Origin of the sequence: Solibacillus sp. FSL K6-1126, assembly GCF_038003445.1 — a bacterium.
Taxonomy (GTDB): Bacteria; Bacillota; Bacilli; order Bacillales_A; family Planococcaceae; genus Solibacillus; species Solibacillus silvestris.
Map to the genome: position 1 here is coordinate 880,180 of NZ_JBBOPD010000001.1, position 18,796 is coordinate 898,975.

The following is an 18,796-nucleotide window of genomic DNA, read 5'->3' on the forward strand; positions in this document are numbered from 1 at the left end:
TGGTTATAATTTAACTTAAAAAATGATTTACTAATGATATAATATGTATGTACTATAATAGTAGGTTGCAAAGTAAAAAGATAGAGTAGTTCGCATTCTGACTAAGTAAGGTGGGGAAAAAGTGCTAGAAAACAATCAAATAGACATCGCCTCGCTTGATGTAATATTTAATCGAATGTTGGAAACTATTACAAGTTCGAAAGATGATGTATTTATTATAAGCGAACAAAGCCGCAGAAACTTTGAAGAAATGCAACAAGAGCTGGAAGTTGTGCGTCATGAAATAAAGATTATAATAGATGAAAGTGATAACTTGGAAAAGTTGCTTCAATTGTCTAGACAGCGATTAGTCGTTGTAAGTAAAAGTTTCAATAATCATTCAGAAGAGCAAATACGTGCAGCTTATGAAAATACAAGTAACTTACAATTAAAGGTCTCCCTTTGCCGGGAGCGCGAAAAGCAGCTAAGAGATAAGCGTGACGATTTGGAAAGGCGCCTGCGCACACTTTATGATACGATTGAAAGAGCGGATCATATCGTGAACCAAGTAAATGTTGTTATCAATTTTTTGACGACCGACCTGAAAAATGTCGGAGCAGCACTGGAACAGGCGAAGATCAAACAAGATTTTGGCATACGTATTATCGCAGCCCAGGAAGAAGAACGAAAACGTTTATCGCGTGAAATTCATGATGGGCCTGCACAAATGATGGCGAATGTGCTGATGCGTTCGAATTTAATTGACCGCACTTTCCGAGAAAAAGGAGCAGACGCCGCTTTAAAAGAAATTCATGACTTGAAAATAAGCGTTCGCAACGCCTTATCAGAAGTGCGCCGCATTATTTATGATTTACGTCCAATGGCACTCGATGATTTAGGTATTGATCCAACATTGAAAAAGTATTTATCTACGATTATGGAATACAATCCAGGTGTTGAGATTCAGTTCCTTTCATATAATAACGAGCGCAGAATCCCTTCAGATTATGAGGTAGCCGTTTTCCGTTTAGTGCAGGAAAGTGTAAACAATGCATTGAAACACGGAAAGCCGAACCTGATTATTGTTAAACTTGAGTGGTTATGTGACGAAATTAATGTTGTGGTAAAAGATAATGGGGTTGGATTTGATACGGAAAGCGCTCGTGAAGGATCTTTCGGTATTATAGGAATGAAAGAAAGAATTGATCTGCTGAAAGGTTCTTTGAAAATTAGCAGCAGCATCGGTAAAGGAACAACAATTTTAATGAAAATTCCATTGCCGACAAAAGATGAAGAGATAAGATAGCAGAATTCCAGGGGGTTTCGAAATGACGAAAATTATTATTGTAGATGATCACCAATTATTCCGTGAAGGGGTAAAACGTATTTTAGATTTTGAAGACACATTCGAGGTTGTTGCTGAAGGCGATGACGGTACAGATATCGTAAACTTGTATGAACAAAACGAACCGGATGTCGTATTAATGGATATTAATATGCCAGGTAAAAACGGTGTTGAGGCGACTGCTGATTTAATCGCTGTATATCCGGATGCGAAAGTAATGGTTTTATCGATTCATGATGATGAATCTTATGTAACACACGCATTAAAATCAGGTGCTCTTGGCTATATGCTGAAAGAAATGGATGCCGATGAAATCGTTGAAGCAATCAAAGTTGTTTCAAATGGTGGTTCATATCTGCACCCGAAAGTAACGAAAAATCTGGTTGCGGAATTCCGCCGTCTATCAGAGCACGAAAACAAAGGTAATTTCCACCAAACAGAAATTCGCCGTCCATTCCACTTATTAACGAAGCGTGAATGCGAAGTGCTTCAACTATTAACAGATGGCCAATCAAACCGTACAATCGGTGAGACATTATTCATCTCGGAAAAAACGGTTAAAAACCATGTATCAAGTATTTTACAAAAAATGAATGTTAATGACCGTACACAAGCAGTTGTAACAGCAATCAAAAACGGCTGGGTAGAAGTACGTTAATTACATATTATACGTTTAAACAGGGATTCGAATTCGTCTCCCTGTTTTTATTTTTGCATATTATTGAGAATTAATAAACAGACCTTGCCGTTTTAACTATGAAACATCTGTGAACAAGTTTCGTCCTAATGTTTTGAAGACGATAGCAAATAATTCGAACATCGAATTTTTACGGGCTAAAGAAGGTATTCGTTTTCAATGAATTCGGCATAAGAAAACATTATTCGTGCTATTTAATACAAGATGTGTTTTTCTAATATTGTGTGCTAAAATGTTTTGCGGGAGGTTGTAAAATTATGAAAAAATGGTTGGTAGCTGTACTGGCGGTTTTTGTACTGGCAGCTTGCGGGGATAAACAAGAAGCTTCACCTGAAAATCTGCAGAAAACGATCGACGAAGGTACTGTAGGTTTTGAAATGATGGGAGATTCGATTGAAGAAGCTACAGATGTCCCGGAGGAAGAAAAAAATAATATTATCTCTGCTTTTAATGAGTATATTGCAGCCTTTAATGAAAAAGATTTAGAACGTTATAAAAATATAATTTCAAAAAATGCGACAGGCTTTAATTATGATGAAGACATCGAGGCGGTTTCCGACGTGTTTAATCAATATGATGTAAAACGTACGGCTGAAGATATTACGATTGTTAAATATAGTGGCGAAGAAGCCCAAGTTTTCTCTAATTTAAAGACCGAAACGAAAGAAATTGACACAGGTGCCGAACTATCCGGTGTCGGCCGCCAAGTAACGGTATTTAAGAAGGAAGACAGTTGGAAAGTTTCGAGTATCTATTATATCGGTAGTGAATAAAAACTTATCTTCTATAATATAAAGTAAAAACGTCTTGTGCGAATCGATGCCAAGATGTTTTTTTCATATAGCGATGAGGTTGTGACAGGGGGAAGTTCCCTATAAGAATGGCAATTTACCGTTCACAATTATAGTGAGTTCATGTAAACTAATGAACATAGGAGAGTGGGAGAGCGATGAAAACAGCAATTGTTACAGATAGTACAGCCTATTTAACACTTGAAGAACGAAATTCGTACAATGTCCATATGATTCCTCTAAGTGTCAACATTGAAGGAACATTTTACGATGAAGAAATCGATATTACAGCTTCTGAATTTTACGACCGTGTGCGGGGTGCAGCGGAGTTTCCGAAAACAACGCAGCCCTCTGTCGGAAAATTTGTCGAGCTTTATGAAACTTTAGGAAAAGATTATGATGAAATTGTAACGATTCACTTATCAAGCGGAATTAGTGGAACTTTCCAAGGGGCGGTCCAAGCCGGTGCAATGGTGGAAGGTGTCAATGTTCATGCATTTGATTCGGAAGTTGCTGCCTACTTGCAAGGTTTTTATGTAAAAGAAGCAGCTAAACTAGCATCGAAAGGCGCTTCAGGCGAGCAGATTATGACACACTTAAACGATCTGAAAGACACGATGGATGATTACATTATTGTTGATGATCTGCAACATCTGCAGCGCGGCGGTCGCTTATCAGCGGCAGCGGCATTGATCGGGGGATTGCTTCAAGTAAAACCGATTTTAACTTTCCAGAACAAAGTCATCGTGCCATTCGAAAAAATCCGTACACGCAAAAAAGCACTACGCCGAGTGGAAGAACAACTCGCTTCAGCAGTCGAAAAGCACGGCGCTCTTCAAGCAACAGTCATTCACGCCAACTGTGAGGATGAAGCCCATGAATGGATGAAATCTCTGGAAGCGGCTTACCCAACAGTCGATTTCACGCTTAGCTACTTCGGTCCGGTCATCGGCACACACCTAGGTGAAGGTGCAATGGCGATGGGATGGATTAAGAAATAATTTTTAGGCTTAACAGTCACTACTTCTGAGGGAGTTAGTGGCTGTTTTTGAATTGTGGAGAGGTGGGCGACGGGAATTAGAATTTTGTGGTTGGAAAGTAGAACGTGGGCCGTGAAAAGTAGAAAGTCACAGGGCAAAAGTGGAACGTGAGCCCCTGAAAGTAGAATATGAACAGGAAAATATAGAACCTATAGTATCAAAGTAGAATAGTCCGAGGTACTTCATTAGCAATAATTGATTATCAACAACTTCTGAAAATAAATAAAGGAGCGAAAATTATGTTAACAACAACCTCAATAAACAAACGTTATCGACTTCACAAACCCTTCGTCTCAAACGACTCCGATATACTTAATTATCCAACCCACACCCGATACACCGGACTCATCCCCGAACCGGCAATCGTAAATTTCTTCACTGGCCGAATCTGGTCGCGCCGTCATACACCATTTTCCCAGGAAAAAATCGACACCTACATCAACCGCGGATATTTTGAAACCACCCCAGCTGTTATTACAGAACCCAAGCTTACTTGCAGGCGTTGTCTAAATGAAAAACCACATAAATTTGTGTCATTTCTCTGTGCCAAGTGTCAAAAAATCTGTCACTATTGCCGGCACTGTATTACGATGGGGCGAATGTGCAGCTGTGATGAGCTAATTTTGTGGAAAGGAACGGACACTCGAAAACAGAAATCGCCAGTTCAGTTTGCATGGACGGGCAACCTTACTCCTCATCAGCAAAAAGCGGCGGATGAACTCGCCCAAAGTATTGCACAAAACAGAAATCACCTTTTGGAAGCGGTTTGCGGTGCTGGTAAAACAGAGATTCTTTTTGCTGCGATATACGATTCACTGAAAGCGGATAAAAGAGTTTGTGTGGCAACGCCTAGAACGGATGTAGTCCTGGAATTGTATCCTCGTTTTCAGCAGGTGTTCCAAAAGATTTCAATCGATGCACTATACGGCGGCGCGGAAAATAACGCCGAGTTTGCGCAGCTTGTTCTGGTGACGACACATCAGTTGTACCGGTTTGAAAATGCATTTGATGTCATGGTTGTCGATGAAGCAGATGCCTTCCCGTACACCTATGACGAAGCGTTGCAGCGTGCGGTCATGAAAGCAAAAAAAGCGGATGCCCCGATTGCATTTGTAACAGCTACTCCTTCAAACAAACTACTCAATCAGCAAAGGAAAGAAAACTGGGGCTACTCATTTATCGCAAGAAGATTCCATGGCCATCCCTTACCGGTTCCTAGGTTCCTGTCACTATGGAATTACGAAAAAGCATTTCAGAAAAATAAAATGCCTCAAAAGCTCCATACATGGGTCAAGCAAAGGCTCCAGCAGAACGAGCCATTCCTCATCTTCTTACCAACAATCGAATTAATGGAACAAGCAACACCCCTCTTTCAAAAAATAGAATCTACTATTGAAAGCGTCCATTCGGAAGATCCAGACCGAAAAGAAAAAGTCCTGCAATTGCGCAATGAGCAGCGGACAGGTTTATTGACGACGACAATATTGGAGCGCGGAATCACGATTAAAAATGTCCAAGTCGCTGTAGTAGGTGCGGATAATCCGGTCTTCACATCCAGTGCTCTCATCCAAATAAGCGGAAGGGTAGGACGTAATGTGCAGTATCCTACAGGGGATATCGTATTTTTCCATCATGGTATTACAATGGAAATGGACAGAGCACGCAACAAAATAATGGAGATGAACAGCTATGAATAAGCCAATTTTGAATTGCCTCTTATGTGATAGTGAGCTACAGCAAAGCATTGGCTGGAAAGAACTGCTGCTAAAAACACTGCCTCAGACAATCTGCTCGCGCTGTGAACAACGCTTTCAACGAATCGAGCAGCAACAGGAAGAAGGTATCGTGTCTTTATTCCGCTATAATAAAGCGATGAAAGAATACTTGCACCGTTATAAGTTCCTTCATGACATACTGCTTGCAAAAGTATTCAATAAAATCCTCCATGAACAGCTCAAAAATGAAACCCGTCTCATTATCCCCATTCCAATGCATCCCAAAAACTTGCGACTAAGAACGTTTGCACATATCGATGAATTGCTAAAGGCGGCGAATATCCCATTTGCCCACCATTTAATAAAGCTTTCGACTGAGCAGCAATCACTGAAAACACGAGAAGAGCGGCTGCAAACCCCACAACTTTTTGAAGTTATCAATCCGGCTGCAATAAAAGATAAAAGTTTACTTATAGTTGACGATATTTATACTACAGGGACAACATTAAACCATGCGAAAAAGGCACTGCTCGAAGCCGGTGCGAAAACAGTGGACGGATTCACATTAATCCGTGGGTAAAATTTAGAACCTTTTTAATCAAGATTACCAAAGCATTTAAAAAGAGAACGAATGAGGAGGGCTCAAAATGGCCGAATTAAGAAATTGCCCGACGTGTAACAGTTTTTTTAACTATACAGGTTTGAGGGAAGTTTGCCATAACTGTGCACAAAAAGAAGAGGACCAATATCAAGAGGTATATCGTTTCCTGCGTAAGCGTGAAAACCGTGCAGCAAATGTTGACCGTATTGTGGAGGCGACAGGGGTAGAGCGCGACTTGCTCTATAAGTGGGTGCGAAAAGGTCGTCTGCACCCGGCGATGTTTCCAAACCTTGGCTACCCGTGTGATAACTGTGGACGTTTAACAACTACCGGGAAGCTATGTGAAAAATGTCAAAATGAATTAAAATCAGATTTGCGTACATTGGAAGCAGCACAGGAATTCCGTGATGAGATGAATCGCCAGAATCGTGGGACGTATCTCTCTGGAAAAAAATAATTTCGTAAAACGAAGTCGTTTGAATAGGACTTCGTTTTTATTTTTCGTAAAATGAGCATAATAATATACTACATAAGTCCAGTTTTTTGCGATAAAGCATAAACAATCGGCTAAAGCAGTCGAAATATAAAATAGACATAGCTTTTAATTTGAGAGGAGGTCTATAAAGATGAAGATTAATCCAATCGGTTTGCAGGCAGTCAATCCTTACAATAAACAGGCACGCGCTGTAAAGAGTGCAGAAACTCAAAAAACATTTGCAGACCAGATCGAAATTTCAACGAAAGCAAAAGAGATGCAGGCGAATTCGACCTATGCAAATGAGCGTGCAGAACGTGTGAAAAAGATTAAGGAAGATATTGATTCTGGAAACTACAAAGTAGACGCAAAGCAGGTTGCTGAAGACATGCTGAAATTCTTCCGTAACTAATAACTGAAATTTTACAACAAGGGAGCGCTAAATACATGTCAATTGCCACGATTGTCGTCACGCTGGAGAAGCTAGAGAAAATGCATAAAAGTCTGCTTGAACTAGCGCTTGCGAAAACGGAATATATTAAGCAAGGTGATATGGAAAAGCTTGATCAGCTCATCAAAAATGAGCAGGCACATGTAGCGGCGATTAATACACTTGAACAACAGCGTCAGTCGATGGTAACGGATTACCTCCGAGCAAAAGGAATTGCTCTCACTGACACACCATCTGTTGCCGATGTAATAACGGCCGCTGAAAACAGCGAATCCACAGAAAAATTGGTCAGTGTGCGCGAACGATTAATCACGTTGCTGAATCAATTAAAAATGCAAAACGATTTGAATCAGAAATTGGTTATGAATTCATTGCAGTTTATAAACATTACATTGGATGCAATGCGCCCACAGCAAAATGAGCAGTTCAATTATTCCGGCGCGCAAATACGCGGGAATGCTGAAGTTACGAAACGTTCATTCAATGAATTTAAAGCCTAATCGCATGTAAGCTTCCGCATGCTGCGGAGGCAATACATGTGATTTTTTATTGAAAATTATCAGAAATAACACACTAAAAGGGAGGTCCTACAATGCGTTCAACATTTATGGGACTTGAAGCAAGCAAGCGCGGTATGTTCACGCAGCAATCGGCGCTTTACACAACAGGACATAATATTTCAAATGCCAACACACTCGGCTATTCTCGCCAGCGCGTCAATATGGAAACAACACCGGGATTTCCAAGTCCGGGTTTAAATACAGGTAAATCAGCAGGGCATATCGGTACAGGGGTACAAGCGCATTCTGTACAGCGGATTCGAGATGAATTTGTAGACCGTCAATATCGCCAAGAAACAAATAAATTAGGCTATTGGCAATCAACCACTCAATCTATCTCCCAAATGGAAGATATAATGTCAGAGCCATCGGAATTCGGAATCAACCAAGCGTTCACAGAATTTTGGAAGTCAATGGAAGATGTAGTAGCAGATCCGAAAGATACGGCAGCTCGTCAAGTAATGATTTCAAAAGGTCAGTCTTTAGCAGAGTCATTTAACTATATGGATACACAACTTAAGCAAATTCAAGGCAATATCGGAAATGAAATTAATGTTGTTACAAGTGAAGTAAACAGCCTACTTAAACAGATTGCTGATATAAACAAACAAGTACAGGCAATCGAGCCGAATGGTTATATGCCGAATGATCTTTACGATGCTCGTGATGTTTTATTAGATAAATTGAATGATATTATACCGGTGTCAATTTCATACGAGAAATCAGGCGGTGCTGCATTGGCGATTGCTGAGGGCAGTATGACAGTTACATTTAAGGATGTAAATGGTAAATCGATTGATTTAGTGCGCGGAAAAGAGTATGGGGAACTATCAACTGTCGGTCCGGAGCTAAATCCTAATGGTACACCTGTATTAGATGCAGCTGGTAATCCAGTTTACAAAAAAATCGATGGTGATGTGGATAACTCACAAACTGCTGGCTATTCTCCTTTTAGTCACATTACGATGACCAGCGTACCTATCAAAAAGCTAAATCCGGACTACGATCCTACCTTTACTGATCCAACTCATGTAAATTATGATGAAGACTATAATATACCTGAATTTATTTATCAACGTAATCAAGAAAATATTAGCCATAATTCTCTTGAATCGAGTAAAGGGAAACTAGTCGCATTAATCGATGCATATGGGTTTGAGGATGCAGCGGGAAATGTAAAGGGCCTGTATCCGGAAATGCTGGGAAAATTAGATGATTTAGCAGCAACTTTTATTGATAAGTTTAATAAGATTCATAAAACTGGAAAAATAGATGGCACTGGTAATGGAGCTTTTGATTTAAAAGGAAATCCAGGCGAAGCATTTTTTACAGGTACTACTGCACGTGATATGAAAGTTGTAGATGGTATCCGTCCTGAAGATTTAGCTGTATCCGATACACCAAATGAAGAAGGTAACAATAAAAACATTATGGAACTTGCGAAACTTCAATCAACTGTAATTGGTGAGCTGCAAGGCGGTACGTTCCAAACCTTTTATAAATCTTTAATCGGTGAGCTAGGCGTAAAAGGACAGCAAGCCGCAACACTAGAATACAACTCAACAACAATCCGTCTACAGATTGAAAATAATCGTGCTTCCCATAATTCCGTATCATTGGATGAAGAAATGACGAATATGATTACATTCCAGCAAGCGTACAATGCAAATGCGCGTATGATTACAGTAATCGATGAAACGCTAGATAAAATCATTAATGGTATGGGCCGTGCAGGACTATAGTAAGCTTTAAAGTTTGAAAGGAGAGTCCCTAATGCGTGTTACACAATCGATGTTATCGAGCAATATGCTTCGTAACTTAAATACAAGCTATAACAAAATGGCGAAATACCAGGAACAACTGAACTCAGGTAAAGTCATTAACCGACCTTCTGACAATCCGGTAGTGGCAGTTAAAGGTATGGGTTACCGTGTGGATTTAGATAAAAATGAACAGTACCAACGTAATATGGGTCAAGCCCATTCTTGGTTAGATTCAACAGATGAAGCATTAGGCCAAGCGGGTAGTGTGCTCATTCGAGTAAAAGAACTCGTTGTTCAAGCGGCAAGTGATACGAATACATCGGAAGACCGTGAAAAGATAAGTCAGGAAATTACACAAATTAAGCAGCATCTTCAAGATTTGGCAAATACAAAAGTAGGAGAAAATTATATTTTCTCTGGAACGAATACAAATAGTCCTCTCTTTAAGGCGGACGGTACAATCCAAACAGCTACAGATTTAACAGGGCTAAAAAAGTCAATTGAAGTGAATGTATTTGATGGAATTAAAATGTCGATTAATACAGAGGGTGTCGATCTGTTTAATGATATCGACACATTTATGGGGGAACTTGAAGATTTATTAACTTCAGGTGCGTCTGGTAAAGAAATTGGCGATAAATTAGGAGTGAATAGTACTGACGGAACAAATCAAACAATTTTAGGGCTTGATTCATTATCGGAAAATGTACTAGCAAAACGCGCTGAAGTAGGTGCAAAGCAAAATCGTGTAGAGTTGATGGAAAACCGCTTACAACTTCAAGAAGTAAATGTAACGAAGCTGATGTCAAAAAATGAAGACACAGACTATGCAAAAACAATTACAGAAATGGCAACAGCCGAATCCATTCACCAAGCTTCACTTTCTGTAGGCGCAAAAATTATCCAGCAAACTTTAGTAGATTTCATCCGTTAATGAAATCTACTAAAGTTCTGTGCCGAAAGCGAAGCGACAGGTGCAAACGTATTTTTGAAATAGTAGATTTCATCCGTTAGATGAAATCTACTAAAGTTCTGTACCGAAAGCGGAGCGGCAGGTACAAACGGTTTTATTAAAGTAGTAGATTTCTCATCCGTTAATGAAATCTACTAAAGTTCTGTGCCGAAAGCAAAGCGACAGGTGCAAACATCAATAAATCGTACGTTATAAGAGGAGGGCTTACGATGCGAGTACCACGTATGGAAATTACGCAACAACAGATTCAATTGGATATGAAAACAATTCCTGCCGAACAGCGAATTGAGCAGCGCCCTGCAGATCTAAAAATTGAACAGCCCGCCGCAATTCTCGAAATAAGTACGACAAAACCTACGCTAGATATTAACTTAGATCAATTTTGGGCAGATTTAGGATTTAAAAAAACAAGTGCATTAGTTGAAGAATATTCTAATCGAGGGCGTGAAGAGCTGTTAAGTGGGATAGCGAGGCGGGCGCAAGAAGGCAGGAAGCTAATGCTAGGTGCAGGAAAAGGACAAGGCGCACAAACCATTCAGTCCATTGCAAAGGAAAATTATGGACCGGAACGGCCGGGACCAATTAATATTAAATTTATCCCTTCCTATCAATCCGTCAAAATTCAGTACGACCCCGGTAAAGTAGATATCCAGGTACAAACGCAAAAGCCGAGAATAAATGTAGAAATTCAAAAACCAGTGCATGAATATACAAAAGGTAAAACTCAGATAGATATTTTACAATACCCGTCCCTTAAAATAGATTGGACCATTTAAAGGAGAATTCGATGAAAATACAAACAGCTTATATGAATGACATCGAAATAAATGAAGCAGACATAATTCACTTCCAGCATGGACTTCCCGGATTTGAAGAAGAGCGACAATTCATTTTGTTATCTATATCGAATGATAGTATTTATCAAGTACTACAATCGATAAATACAAAAGAAATTGCATTCATTGTGGCGAGTCCTTTTATTACAATAAAGGATTATAACTTTGAATTAGATGAAGCAACTGTTGAATCATTGCAAATTAATGATGAGAGAGAAGTCGCTGTTCTAGGTATTGTAACTTTAAAAGAAACATTAGCCTCTTCGACAATTAATTTAAAAGCACCGATTATTTTGAATACAACAAATAAACAAGCAAAGCAAGTTATTTTAGATAATAGTACATTTACTATACACCAACCGTTAAGCAACCCGAAAGAAGCGGGGTGAATAAATGCTTGTACTATCACGAAAAGTAGGCGAAACAATTTGGATTGGCGATGACGTGGAACTTGTTATTACTGAAGTAAAAGGTGACTATGTTAAAGTAGGTGTCCGCGCCCCTCGTACTATCGACATTATTCGTGGGGAATTGAGAAATGATATAAGTGATGCGAACAAAGAAGCGGTTGTGAAATCAATTGATTTATTAAAGGATAAATAGTTTAAAACTTCCCGCCTAAATAGCGGGTATTTTATATTTATATAATTGGAACAGTATTAATCTACTAGAAAATATTTTTTAAAAAGTATTAAACTATCTTTATTTCGTACGATAATAGTAATGTAAGCAAGAGAGGCTAGTCCGGCCGGATAGAATCTCTTCTTCGAATAACATTCAATTGCTCGCAAGGACGTGGGCAGAAACATTCCAAGGAGGAATTAAAAATGAGAATTAATCATAATATTGCAGCACTTAATACACACCGTCAGTTGAATAGTGCAGCAGCTGGACAATCCAAATCTATGGAGAAATTATCTTCAGGCCTACGTATTAACCGTGCTGGAGATGACGCAGCAGGTTTAGCAATCTCTGAAAAAATGCGTGCACAAGTACGTGGTTTAGACCAAGCTTCTAAAAATGCTCAAGATGGTATCTCTATGATCCAAACAGCTGAGGGTGCCTTAAACGAAACACACTCAATTTTACAACGTATGCGTGAACTAGCTACTCAAGCAGGGAACGACACTAACGTAGGTGTAGACCGTGGAGAAATCCAAAAAGAGATTACTGAATTAACTTCTGAAATTAACCGTATCGGTAATACTACTGAGTTCAATACTCAAAAACTTCTAAAAGGTGGAGATGGAACAGCTACTGTAAAATCAACGAACCTTATTACTGCGGATAAATTATCAAGCGGTACTGCTGCTAGTTTAACTCAAGCAAGTACAACAGATGCAATAGCAGATTTATCTCAAATGGGCGCAAACGGTACAACTGCGGAATTTACAGTTGGTGGTAAAACTTTCACTGTAACAATAGATCAAACTGACACAGCAGCTAATGCAAATAATGTGTCTACGGATGGAACGACAATTACTTTAGGTACATCGGATGCAACAGATGCTGCAGGTAGTGCTACTGCTATGGCAAATATATTAAACCAGGCGTTTGCAAAAGCTGGAATTGATGGTCAGTATGAAGCAACAGATGATGGTGCTGGTAACTTAACAATCGCAGCAATTGCCGGTAGTGATGCAGATGGATCAGCAGGTTCTATTGCAGACACAGTATTTTCAGCGGCTGGTGCTGGCGTAGCTGGTACGGCAGTTGGGGGAACAATTACTGCTGGTACAAAAGCAACAAGTGGTGATATTGACCTATCAAGTATTGCATCTGCTACTGATGCGGCTAGTTTAGTTGGAAAAGGATTTACAATTGATAATCAAGTAATTGAATTTTATGATGGAAGTAAAGGAAATTACGAAGGTAATGGTATCGGTATAGATATCCATAATGCACAAGGTGGAGCAGATATTGTAAAAGATTTAGTAGCTCAAACTGCTAATAAATTAAATAATGTTACACTTAAACAAGGTACTGGTGCTACAGATTTAGTTATTGAAGCAAAACAAGCTGGTACAAATGGTAATAATATTGCTTTCTCTGATGGTGGAAGAAAACAAGAATTTACTGCATCATTCCAAGTTGGAGCTAACGAAGGTCAAAGCATGTCAATTAAGATTGGTGACATGAGAGCGAATGCACTTGGTCTAACTGGCGATGCTGGAACGGATAAATTCACAGGTGCAAATAATGTAACTAATGGTACAAACAGTACAAGTGTGGAAGCAGCACTAGATGTATCTTCTCACAGTAAAGCATCAGCTGCAATTACAGTAATTAATGATGCAATTGAAAAAGTTTCAGCACAACGTTCTAATCTTGGTGCTTACCAAAACCGCTTAGAGCACACGATTAACAACTTAGGTACATCTTCAGAAAACTTAACTGCTGCTGAATCTCGTATCCGTGACGTTGACATGGCTGCTGAAATGATGAACCAAACGAAAAACTCTATTCTTTCTCAAGCAGCACAAGCTATGCTTGCACAAGCAAACCAACAACCACAAGGTGTTCTTCAATTATTACGTTAATATTTACAATATTAGAGACTCTAGCAATGCTAGGGTCTCTTTTTACTTAATAAATAAATGATATATAATTGAAATCTTAATGCAAATATAATGGAGATAAAAATGACAAATACAATTCAGTGTTTACTTGAAGAAAAATTTGAAATAAAGAAGAATTACAATCGTGATGAGCTACAATTAATTGTAGATTTCCTTAGAAACGAAATAGGTATAGTGGCAATTGATGTTTATCGAAATAAAATTGGGGAAATTTCTAGAGATGATGTTATTCTTGGAAAGATAAGTTTTAATCCTAGACATTTATTAAAAGCATTATCTATTGAAGGTATTATTTCTAAAACTACACTAGAAGAATTTATCAGATTAGATGATGAAAGTTTCTATAACCTAATTTTTAGAAGTATTAAAAGTTATGAGGAAGAGCTACTCAGAATAATTGAAGATGTAGAAAATCTAATTAATACTTTAAAACAATGTTGAATGGAAAAGATCAACAAGAGTTAAAAAAGTTCCTAGAAGAACAAATTGAATGGTGTAGGTGGCATAATGGCAACTTAAAAAATATAGAGAAAAAGCTTTATGAAATGAAAGAACTAGCAGAGTACGCTCGTGACCATGAATTAAATCCAATTGAATTATATAGGATAGAAGAACAATTAAATAGTTTAAAACAAGAAGTTTATTTCTTTGATCAGCAGCTGCAACCCAAAATTAATTAAGGTTGTGGCTGTTGCTAATTTTGTAGGGAAAAGTAGAAAATCAATTGTGCCTCACATACACTTGCCCTGCTACACAATAAATCTATCTACAAAGATATATATAATTGTTATAGTTGGAATTTGATGTATATTTTTCCTATGGTGAAGGGTTTAGAGTTGAAAGGTATTCAAATCCCAAAATACTAAGTAACTACCTTAATTCAAAGAGTAGCTAGCATGAATATATATCCGGTAAGAAAAAGTCTAGTAAAATGATAGAGAATGATAATAAGGTGATTTTATTTTGAAAAATACAGCAACAATTAATGAACATTAAAAATTAAACTTATCATCTGTTAAACGACCATAAAAAAAATGAATCTTTAGCCGATAAAATACATAAGAAGAAAGTTAACGGAGGGGTATAAATGCGAATTGATGGAACGAGTATTTCAATGCCTAATATGAAACAGCAGATGACAGAAGGGATAACAGAGCGTCCTTTACAGACGGATGTCATTACCCAGCAACAAAAACAACCCACAGTAGATAAGAAAGACACAAAAGAAAAACTAGAGCAGGCGATCGATTCCTTAAATGAGTTTTTCACAATTAATAACAGTGAACTGAAATTTGTATTCCATGAAGGATTGGACACGTATTATGCACAGCTCATAAATTCTGAAACCGAAGAGGTTATTCGTGAAATTCCTTCAAAAAAAATACTCGACGTTTTTTATGAAATGCAAAAGCTCGTAGGGATGATTGTGGATAAAAAAATTTAGTGCCTGCTGTAATATTGTAGGGCAAAATTGATGGATAATTAGTTTGGAGGAGATAATATGTCAACGATGCGTATTGGTGGTTTAGCATCTGGAATGGATATAGATAGTATTGTAGAAAAATTAATGGTGGCTGAACGAATGCCTATGGACAAGCTTGAGCAGCAAAAACAGATTTATGAATGGCAGCGTGATGCTTATCGTGACGTAAACAAAAAGATGACAACTTTGGATTCGTATATTGCGGATAATTTTATTTTAAAAAGCTTAAATACAAAAACGGCGACAAGTTCGAATTCGGATTTAGTGTCGGCCGTAGCAACTGGTTCGGCTTCAGGTTCATTAACTATTGAAGGTGTTTCACAGTTAGCTAAGGCTGCTCGTGGGATTGGTACACATATTAATGCAACAAGCAATACTAAATTAAGTTCATTATTTGGGACTGAGACGATGCCCTCAACGTTTACGCTTCATGCTATCGACACCCAAGGAAAATTGGGTGAAAAAGTTTCAATTGGAATTGATGCCAATGTAACAGTCGGTGAATTAATTACAAAAATAAATGGAAGTAATGCAGGCGTATCTGCGCTGTTTGAAAATGGTCGCTTATCTTTGACCGCTAAAAACACAGGTAAGGAAGTAAACGGTGGTTCTGCGATGGCAACTGATAAGGATGGTAAAGATTTATTTGCTAAACTAGGACTTTCAAATTTAGTTACTGAAGAGGGCCAAAATGCAGTATTTCAAGTAAACGGGATTTCTACCGAGCGTACGACAAATTCTTTTTCGATGAATGGTTATAATATAACACTGAAATCGATATTTAATGAAGGAGCGTCCATTACAAAAGCAGCGAAAGAATCGCTAACTTTCGCAACAAATAATTTAAATCAAATGTTAGATTCACTTGCAAAAACTTATAATGTTACATTACCTGTTGCATCAGAGAATCCAAATAATCTAAATGAACGTATATCCGCTATTAAAACAATAAACGACAATAATATTAGTGCTTATCAAATGAGCCTAGGCGCAGAAAATATTAATTTGGAAAATGCACGCAATGTTAATGTAAACGGGCAAACAGCAGGAGAAGTATATGAAAAACTATCAAAAGAAGCAATAACGGTACTAGACCAAGTCTTGACCTATGGTGATTTGACAGATGATCAAATTGCCTTGTTTGATCCAACTTTAACTGAGAATGATTTTAATACATTAAAAGAAGTTCATACACTTACAACAACGAAGACTAAATTAGAAAATGAACAGGTTGCGAAAAATTCTCTCACTGCAAGAATAGATGATTATAATAATGCAAAAAGCACAATTACTGAATTAGAAAATAAGCCTCCTGCAACAACTGTTCCAACAAGTCCTGTAACAATGACTTCTTCTACAAACGTCGACGAAATCATGAACAAAGTAAAAGAATTCGTTGCAACGTACAATGGATTTATCACAGATTTGACCGCTCAAACAAAACAGCCTAAATACCGTGATTACCAGCCATTAACAGAACTTCAAAAGAAAGAAATGGATGCAAAAGATATCGAGAAATGGGAAGGATTTTCAAAGAGCGGTTTATTGCGTAATGATTCAATTATTACAAGTGGTCTTTCATCACTACGCGGTCTTGTTTATCAGACAAATCACGCTGTTACGAACCAAAAATACAATGCCTTATATACAATCGGTATCGGCACTTCGAAAGATTACAACAGCGGGGGTACACTAGAAATCGACGAGACAAAATTACGAAAAGCATTGGAAGAAGATCCGGATGCGGTCGTGCAATTGCTGACGATGAGCGGAGACAAATCCGCGACAGTTACAAAAGCGGATGGTACAACTGTACAAGGGGATACACGAGGTTTCATGCGTAAAATCCGTGATGAAATGGACGCAATCGAAAAGAAAATCGATGAGCGTGCCGGTCGTGGATCAATGACAGAAACGCAATATACTTTAGGAAAATACTTGCGTAATGTGAATCAAAGTCTTGATGCGTGGAAAGACAAGCTGATCAAAATCGAAGACCGCTATTGGAAGCAATTCGGTGCGATGGAATCGATGATTAACAAGGCAAACAGTCAATCAGCGTCATTGATGAGTCAGTATTATTAAAAGAGTGGAGGCGAAATCATGGGGGTTGAACAACAATTACTTCAAGTTTCCGCAAAGCTTTTTAAGCAACTTGGGGAAGTGGCGCAAACAGAAGACCGTGAGACGCTTTTAAAAGCGGTTGATGAGCTGCTGGAAGAGCGTGGCCAGCTCATTGCCTCCCTTCAACAGAAAAATATTCAACTGTCTAAAACGAATCCCCAGCATGCGCTGTTGCAAGAGCTTGACAAAGGAATCCGGGGAAAACTTGCAACAATTATGAATGAAATCAGACAGGATATGAAAAATGTCCAGACAGCAAAGAAAAGCGAAGTGCAGTATAATAACCCGTATGCGTCCGTTCGTGTCATGGACGGGAAGTACTACGATCAGAAGAAATAACAACGTGCCGATATGCGCGTTTTAACTATAGAGGAGTGTGTATGATGACAGTTCAAACAGCAGCTGCTTTTAATGCATATAAACAAAACAGTGTGACAACAGCGTCACCGGGCGAGCTTACATTAATGCTTTACAATGGCTGCCTGAAATTTTTAACGAGAGCTAAAAAAGCGATTGAAGAAAAAAATATCGAAGAAAAAAACACAAACATTCAAAAGGCACAGGCGATTATTTCGGAACTGATGTCGACTTTAAATAAAGATCTTGAAGTATCCAAGCAAATGATTCCTTTATACGACTATATGAACCGCCGTTTAATGGAAGCGAATATCAACAACGACTCTGCTATTATTGTAGAAGTCGAAGGCCTAGTAACCGAATTCCGCGACACATGGAAAGAAGTTATCAAAATTACACGCCAGCAGCAGTATGGTACAGCTGGACAAGTATAAAATATAGAAGCCGATGTGAAGAATCTACAATCTTCTCGCATCGGCTTTTTATATGTAACTTTTTTCTCTATTTCTACTTCTTTATTTATAAAGTTTAAAATAGTCAAAATAGTGTTGATTATATTGTACTATTTTGTATAATGTAAATAATTAGCAAATCTCACTTGGAAACATCTAGTTTAAATTAACCGTACATAACCGATAGACCTACATTAATCTAAAATCATCCGACCATCAGCATCCATAAATTAATATTCGCCTTTTACTAAATAGAAAACGGTAATATTAAACCCCCTAGATGCCACTACATCCTATGAGTCCGAAAATTTCATCCGTTTTCCCAATACATAATAAATCGATTTGTTATCTTTCACAATTCTGTTCCATTGCGGTATTGTTTTTGGCTGGAAAAATTCTATTACTTCTATTCATCAAAGAAAGCGGTTACCATGCCAGGTTAACCGGTAAAGGGGGTGAGTGAGTATGTGAAACGGCAAAATAAAAACCCCAAGTGAAAATCCTGCATATACATCACCTGAGGTTTGAGCGCCGGAGTATACCGACATATAGTTAGTATACTCCTTTTTACTAAA

21 protein-coding genes are annotated in these 18,796 nt (G+C 38.3%); all 21 read left to right on the forward strand.

The window, feature by feature from the left end:
* Nucleotides 1-121 precede the first annotated feature (121 nt).
* The 21 genes from MHH44_RS04205 (at nt 122) to fliS (ending at nt 18,203) form a co-directional block, all read left to right on the forward strand.
* Nucleotides 122-1,285, forward strand: a complete 1,164-nt coding sequence (locus MHH44_RS04205; protein ID WP_087615613.1) for a sensor histidine kinase — start codon at nt 122-124, stop codon at nt 1,283-1,285.
* A 22-nt stretch (nt 1,286-1,307) separates the two neighbouring features.
* The gene (locus MHH44_RS04210) at nt 1,308-1,982 is read left to right on the forward strand and encodes a response regulator (protein ID WP_008407366.1); all 675 of its coding nucleotides are present in this window, start codon (nt 1,308-1,310) and stop codon (nt 1,980-1,982) included.
* Nucleotides 1,983-2,278: 296 nt separating this feature from the next.
* Entirely contained in the window at nt 2,279-2,794 is a 516-nt protein-coding gene (locus tag MHH44_RS04215; protein WP_087615612.1) for a nuclear transport factor 2 family protein, read from the forward strand.
* 176 nt (nt 2,795-2,970) lie between these two features.
* Nucleotides 2,971-3,813 carry a DegV family protein gene (locus MHH44_RS04220; RefSeq protein ID WP_340797898.1) on the forward strand — a complete coding sequence of 281 codons (843 nt, stop codon included), beginning with the start codon at nt 2,971-2,973 and terminating at the stop codon, nt 3,811-3,813.
* A 662-nt stretch (nt 3,814-4,475) separates the two neighbouring features.
* On the forward strand, nt 4,476-5,549 hold the full coding sequence (locus MHH44_RS04225; protein ID WP_340797899.1) for a DEAD/DEAH box helicase: 1,074 nt from the start codon (nt 4,476-4,478) through the stop codon (nt 5,547-5,549).
* Nucleotides 5,542-6,147, forward strand: a complete 606-nt coding sequence (locus tag MHH44_RS04230; RefSeq protein WP_340797900.1) for a ComF family protein — start codon at nt 5,542-5,544, stop codon at nt 6,145-6,147. Before MHH44_RS04225 ends, MHH44_RS04230 begins: the two co-directional genes overlap by 8 nt.
* A 67-nt stretch (nt 6,148-6,214) precedes the next feature.
* Nucleotides 6,215-6,625 carry a TIGR03826 family flagellar region protein gene (locus tag MHH44_RS04235; RefSeq protein WP_340797902.1) on the forward strand — a complete coding sequence of 137 codons (411 nt, stop codon included), beginning with the start codon at nt 6,215-6,217 and terminating at the stop codon, nt 6,623-6,625.
* A gap of 169 nt (nt 6,626-6,794) precedes the next feature.
* Nucleotides 6,795-7,055 carry a flagellar biosynthesis anti-sigma factor FlgM gene (gene flgM / locus MHH44_RS04240; RefSeq protein ID WP_340797903.1) on the forward strand — a complete coding sequence of 87 codons (261 nt, stop codon included), beginning with the start codon at nt 6,795-6,797 and terminating at the stop codon, nt 7,053-7,055.
* Between the two features lie 35 nt (nt 7,056-7,090).
* Nucleotides 7,091-7,594 carry a flagellar protein FlgN gene (locus MHH44_RS04245; protein WP_340797904.1) on the forward strand — a complete coding sequence of 168 codons (504 nt, stop codon included), beginning with the start codon at nt 7,091-7,093 and terminating at the stop codon, nt 7,592-7,594.
* 92 nt (nt 7,595-7,686) lie between these two features.
* Nucleotides 7,687-9,396: a flagellar hook-associated protein FlgK gene (flgK, locus tag MHH44_RS04250; RefSeq protein WP_340797905.1), complete on the forward strand. Its 1,710-nt coding sequence runs from the start codon at nt 7,687-7,689 to the stop codon at nt 9,394-9,396.
* A 31-nt stretch (nt 9,397-9,427) separates the two neighbouring features.
* The gene (gene flgL, locus MHH44_RS04255) at nt 9,428-10,351 is read left to right on the forward strand and encodes a flagellar hook-associated protein FlgL (protein WP_340797906.1); all 924 of its coding nucleotides are present in this window, start codon (nt 9,428-9,430) and stop codon (nt 10,349-10,351) included.
* Nucleotides 10,352-10,599: 248 nt separating this feature from the next.
* The gene (locus tag MHH44_RS04260) at nt 10,600-11,166 is read left to right on the forward strand and encodes a DUF6470 family protein (RefSeq protein WP_340797907.1); all 567 of its coding nucleotides are present in this window, start codon (nt 10,600-10,602) and stop codon (nt 11,164-11,166) included.
* A gap of 11 nt (nt 11,167-11,177) precedes the next feature.
* The gene (gene fliW / locus MHH44_RS04265) at nt 11,178-11,615 is read left to right on the forward strand and encodes a flagellar assembly protein FliW (protein WP_340797908.1); all 438 of its coding nucleotides are present in this window, start codon (nt 11,178-11,180) and stop codon (nt 11,613-11,615) included.
* Between the two features lie 4 nt (nt 11,616-11,619).
* Nucleotides 11,620-11,829, forward strand: coding sequence for a carbon storage regulator CsrA (gene csrA / locus MHH44_RS04270; RefSeq protein ID WP_340797909.1), 210 nt, complete (start codon nt 11,620-11,622; stop codon nt 11,827-11,829).
* Nucleotides 11,830-12,053: 224 nt separating this feature from the next.
* The gene (locus MHH44_RS04275) at nt 12,054-13,766 is read left to right on the forward strand and encodes a flagellin N-terminal helical domain-containing protein (RefSeq protein WP_340797910.1); all 1,713 of its coding nucleotides are present in this window, start codon (nt 12,054-12,056) and stop codon (nt 13,764-13,766) included.
* Between the two features lie 102 nt (nt 13,767-13,868).
* A complete protein-coding gene (locus MHH44_RS04280; RefSeq protein ID WP_340797911.1) occupies nt 13,869-14,246 on the forward strand; it encodes a hypothetical protein in 378 nt (125 codons plus the stop codon).
* Nucleotides 14,240-14,485: a hypothetical protein gene (locus MHH44_RS04285; protein WP_340797912.1), complete on the forward strand. Its 246-nt coding sequence runs from the start codon at nt 14,240-14,242 to the stop codon at nt 14,483-14,485. The genes MHH44_RS04280 and MHH44_RS04285 overlap by 7 nt, the downstream gene beginning before the upstream one ends.
* Nucleotides 14,486-14,892: 407 nt before the next feature.
* Nucleotides 14,893-15,249 (forward strand): flagellar protein FlaG, encoded by a 357-nt coding sequence (locus MHH44_RS04290; protein WP_340797913.1) that lies wholly within the window; start codon nt 14,893-14,895, stop codon nt 15,247-15,249.
* A gap of 57 nt (nt 15,250-15,306) precedes the next feature.
* Nucleotides 15,307-17,373, forward strand: a complete 2,067-nt coding sequence (fliD, locus tag MHH44_RS04295) for a flagellar filament capping protein FliD (RefSeq protein ID WP_340797914.1) — start codon at nt 15,307-15,309, stop codon at nt 17,371-17,373.
* Between the two features lie 18 nt (nt 17,374-17,391).
* Nucleotides 17,392-17,751: a flagellar protein FliT gene (locus MHH44_RS04300; RefSeq protein WP_340797915.1), complete on the forward strand. Its 360-nt coding sequence runs from the start codon at nt 17,392-17,394 to the stop codon at nt 17,749-17,751.
* 44 nt (nt 17,752-17,795) lie between these two features.
* Nucleotides 17,796-18,203 (forward strand): flagellar export chaperone FliS, encoded by a 408-nt coding sequence (gene fliS, locus MHH44_RS04305; protein ID WP_340797916.1) that lies wholly within the window; start codon nt 17,796-17,798, stop codon nt 18,201-18,203.
* Nucleotides 18,204-18,796: the final 593 nt, after the last annotated feature.

Bases quoted from the DNA above. Each gene is read 5' to 3' on its own strand.
- flgM (WP_340797903.1), top strand. From the start codon at position 6,795: ATGAAGATTAATCCAATCGGTTTGCAGGCAGTCAATCCTTACAATAAA.
- MHH44_RS04210 (WP_008407366.1), top strand. From the start codon at position 1,308: ATGACGAAAATTATTATTGTAGATGATCACCAATTATTCCGTGAAGGG.
- csrA (WP_340797909.1), top strand. From the start codon at position 11,620: ATGCTTGTACTATCACGAAAAGTAGGCGAAACAATTTGGATTGGCGAT.
- fliD (WP_340797914.1), top strand. From the start codon at position 15,307: ATGTCAACGATGCGTATTGGTGGTTTAGCATCTGGAATGGATATAGAT.
- MHH44_RS04220 (WP_340797898.1), top strand. From the start codon at position 2,971: ATGAAAACAGCAATTGTTACAGATAGTACAGCCTATTTAACACTTGAA.
- MHH44_RS04290 (WP_340797913.1), top strand. From the start codon at position 14,893: ATGCGAATTGATGGAACGAGTATTTCAATGCCTAATATGAAACAGCAG.
- flgK (WP_340797905.1), top strand. From the start codon at position 7,687: ATGCGTTCAACATTTATGGGACTTGAAGCAAGCAAGCGCGGTATGTTC.
- MHH44_RS04230 (WP_340797900.1), top strand. From the start codon at position 5,542: ATGAATAAGCCAATTTTGAATTGCCTCTTATGTGATAGTGAGCTACAG.
- MHH44_RS04275 (WP_340797910.1), top strand. From the start codon at position 12,054: ATGAGAATTAATCATAATATTGCAGCACTTAATACACACCGTCAGTTG.
- fliW (WP_340797908.1), top strand. From the start codon at position 11,178: ATGAAAATACAAACAGCTTATATGAATGACATCGAAATAAATGAAGCA.
- fliS (WP_340797916.1), top strand. From the start codon at position 17,796: ATGACAGTTCAAACAGCAGCTGCTTTTAATGCATATAAACAAAACAGT.
- MHH44_RS04215 (WP_087615612.1), top strand. From the start codon at position 2,279: ATGAAAAAATGGTTGGTAGCTGTACTGGCGGTTTTTGTACTGGCAGCT.
- MHH44_RS04280 (WP_340797911.1), top strand. From the start codon at position 13,869: ATGACAAATACAATTCAGTGTTTACTTGAAGAAAAATTTGAAATAAAG.
- MHH44_RS04285 (WP_340797912.1), top strand. From the start codon at position 14,240: ATGTTGAATGGAAAAGATCAACAAGAGTTAAAAAAGTTCCTAGAAGAA.
- flgL (WP_340797906.1), top strand. From the start codon at position 9,428: ATGCGTGTTACACAATCGATGTTATCGAGCAATATGCTTCGTAACTTA.
- MHH44_RS04300 (WP_340797915.1), top strand. From the start codon at position 17,392: ATGGGGGTTGAACAACAATTACTTCAAGTTTCCGCAAAGCTTTTTAAG.
- MHH44_RS04260 (WP_340797907.1), top strand. From the start codon at position 10,600: ATGCGAGTACCACGTATGGAAATTACGCAACAACAGATTCAATTGGAT.
- MHH44_RS04245 (WP_340797904.1), top strand. From the start codon at position 7,091: ATGTCAATTGCCACGATTGTCGTCACGCTGGAGAAGCTAGAGAAAATG.
- MHH44_RS04235 (WP_340797902.1), top strand. From the start codon at position 6,215: ATGGCCGAATTAAGAAATTGCCCGACGTGTAACAGTTTTTTTAACTAT.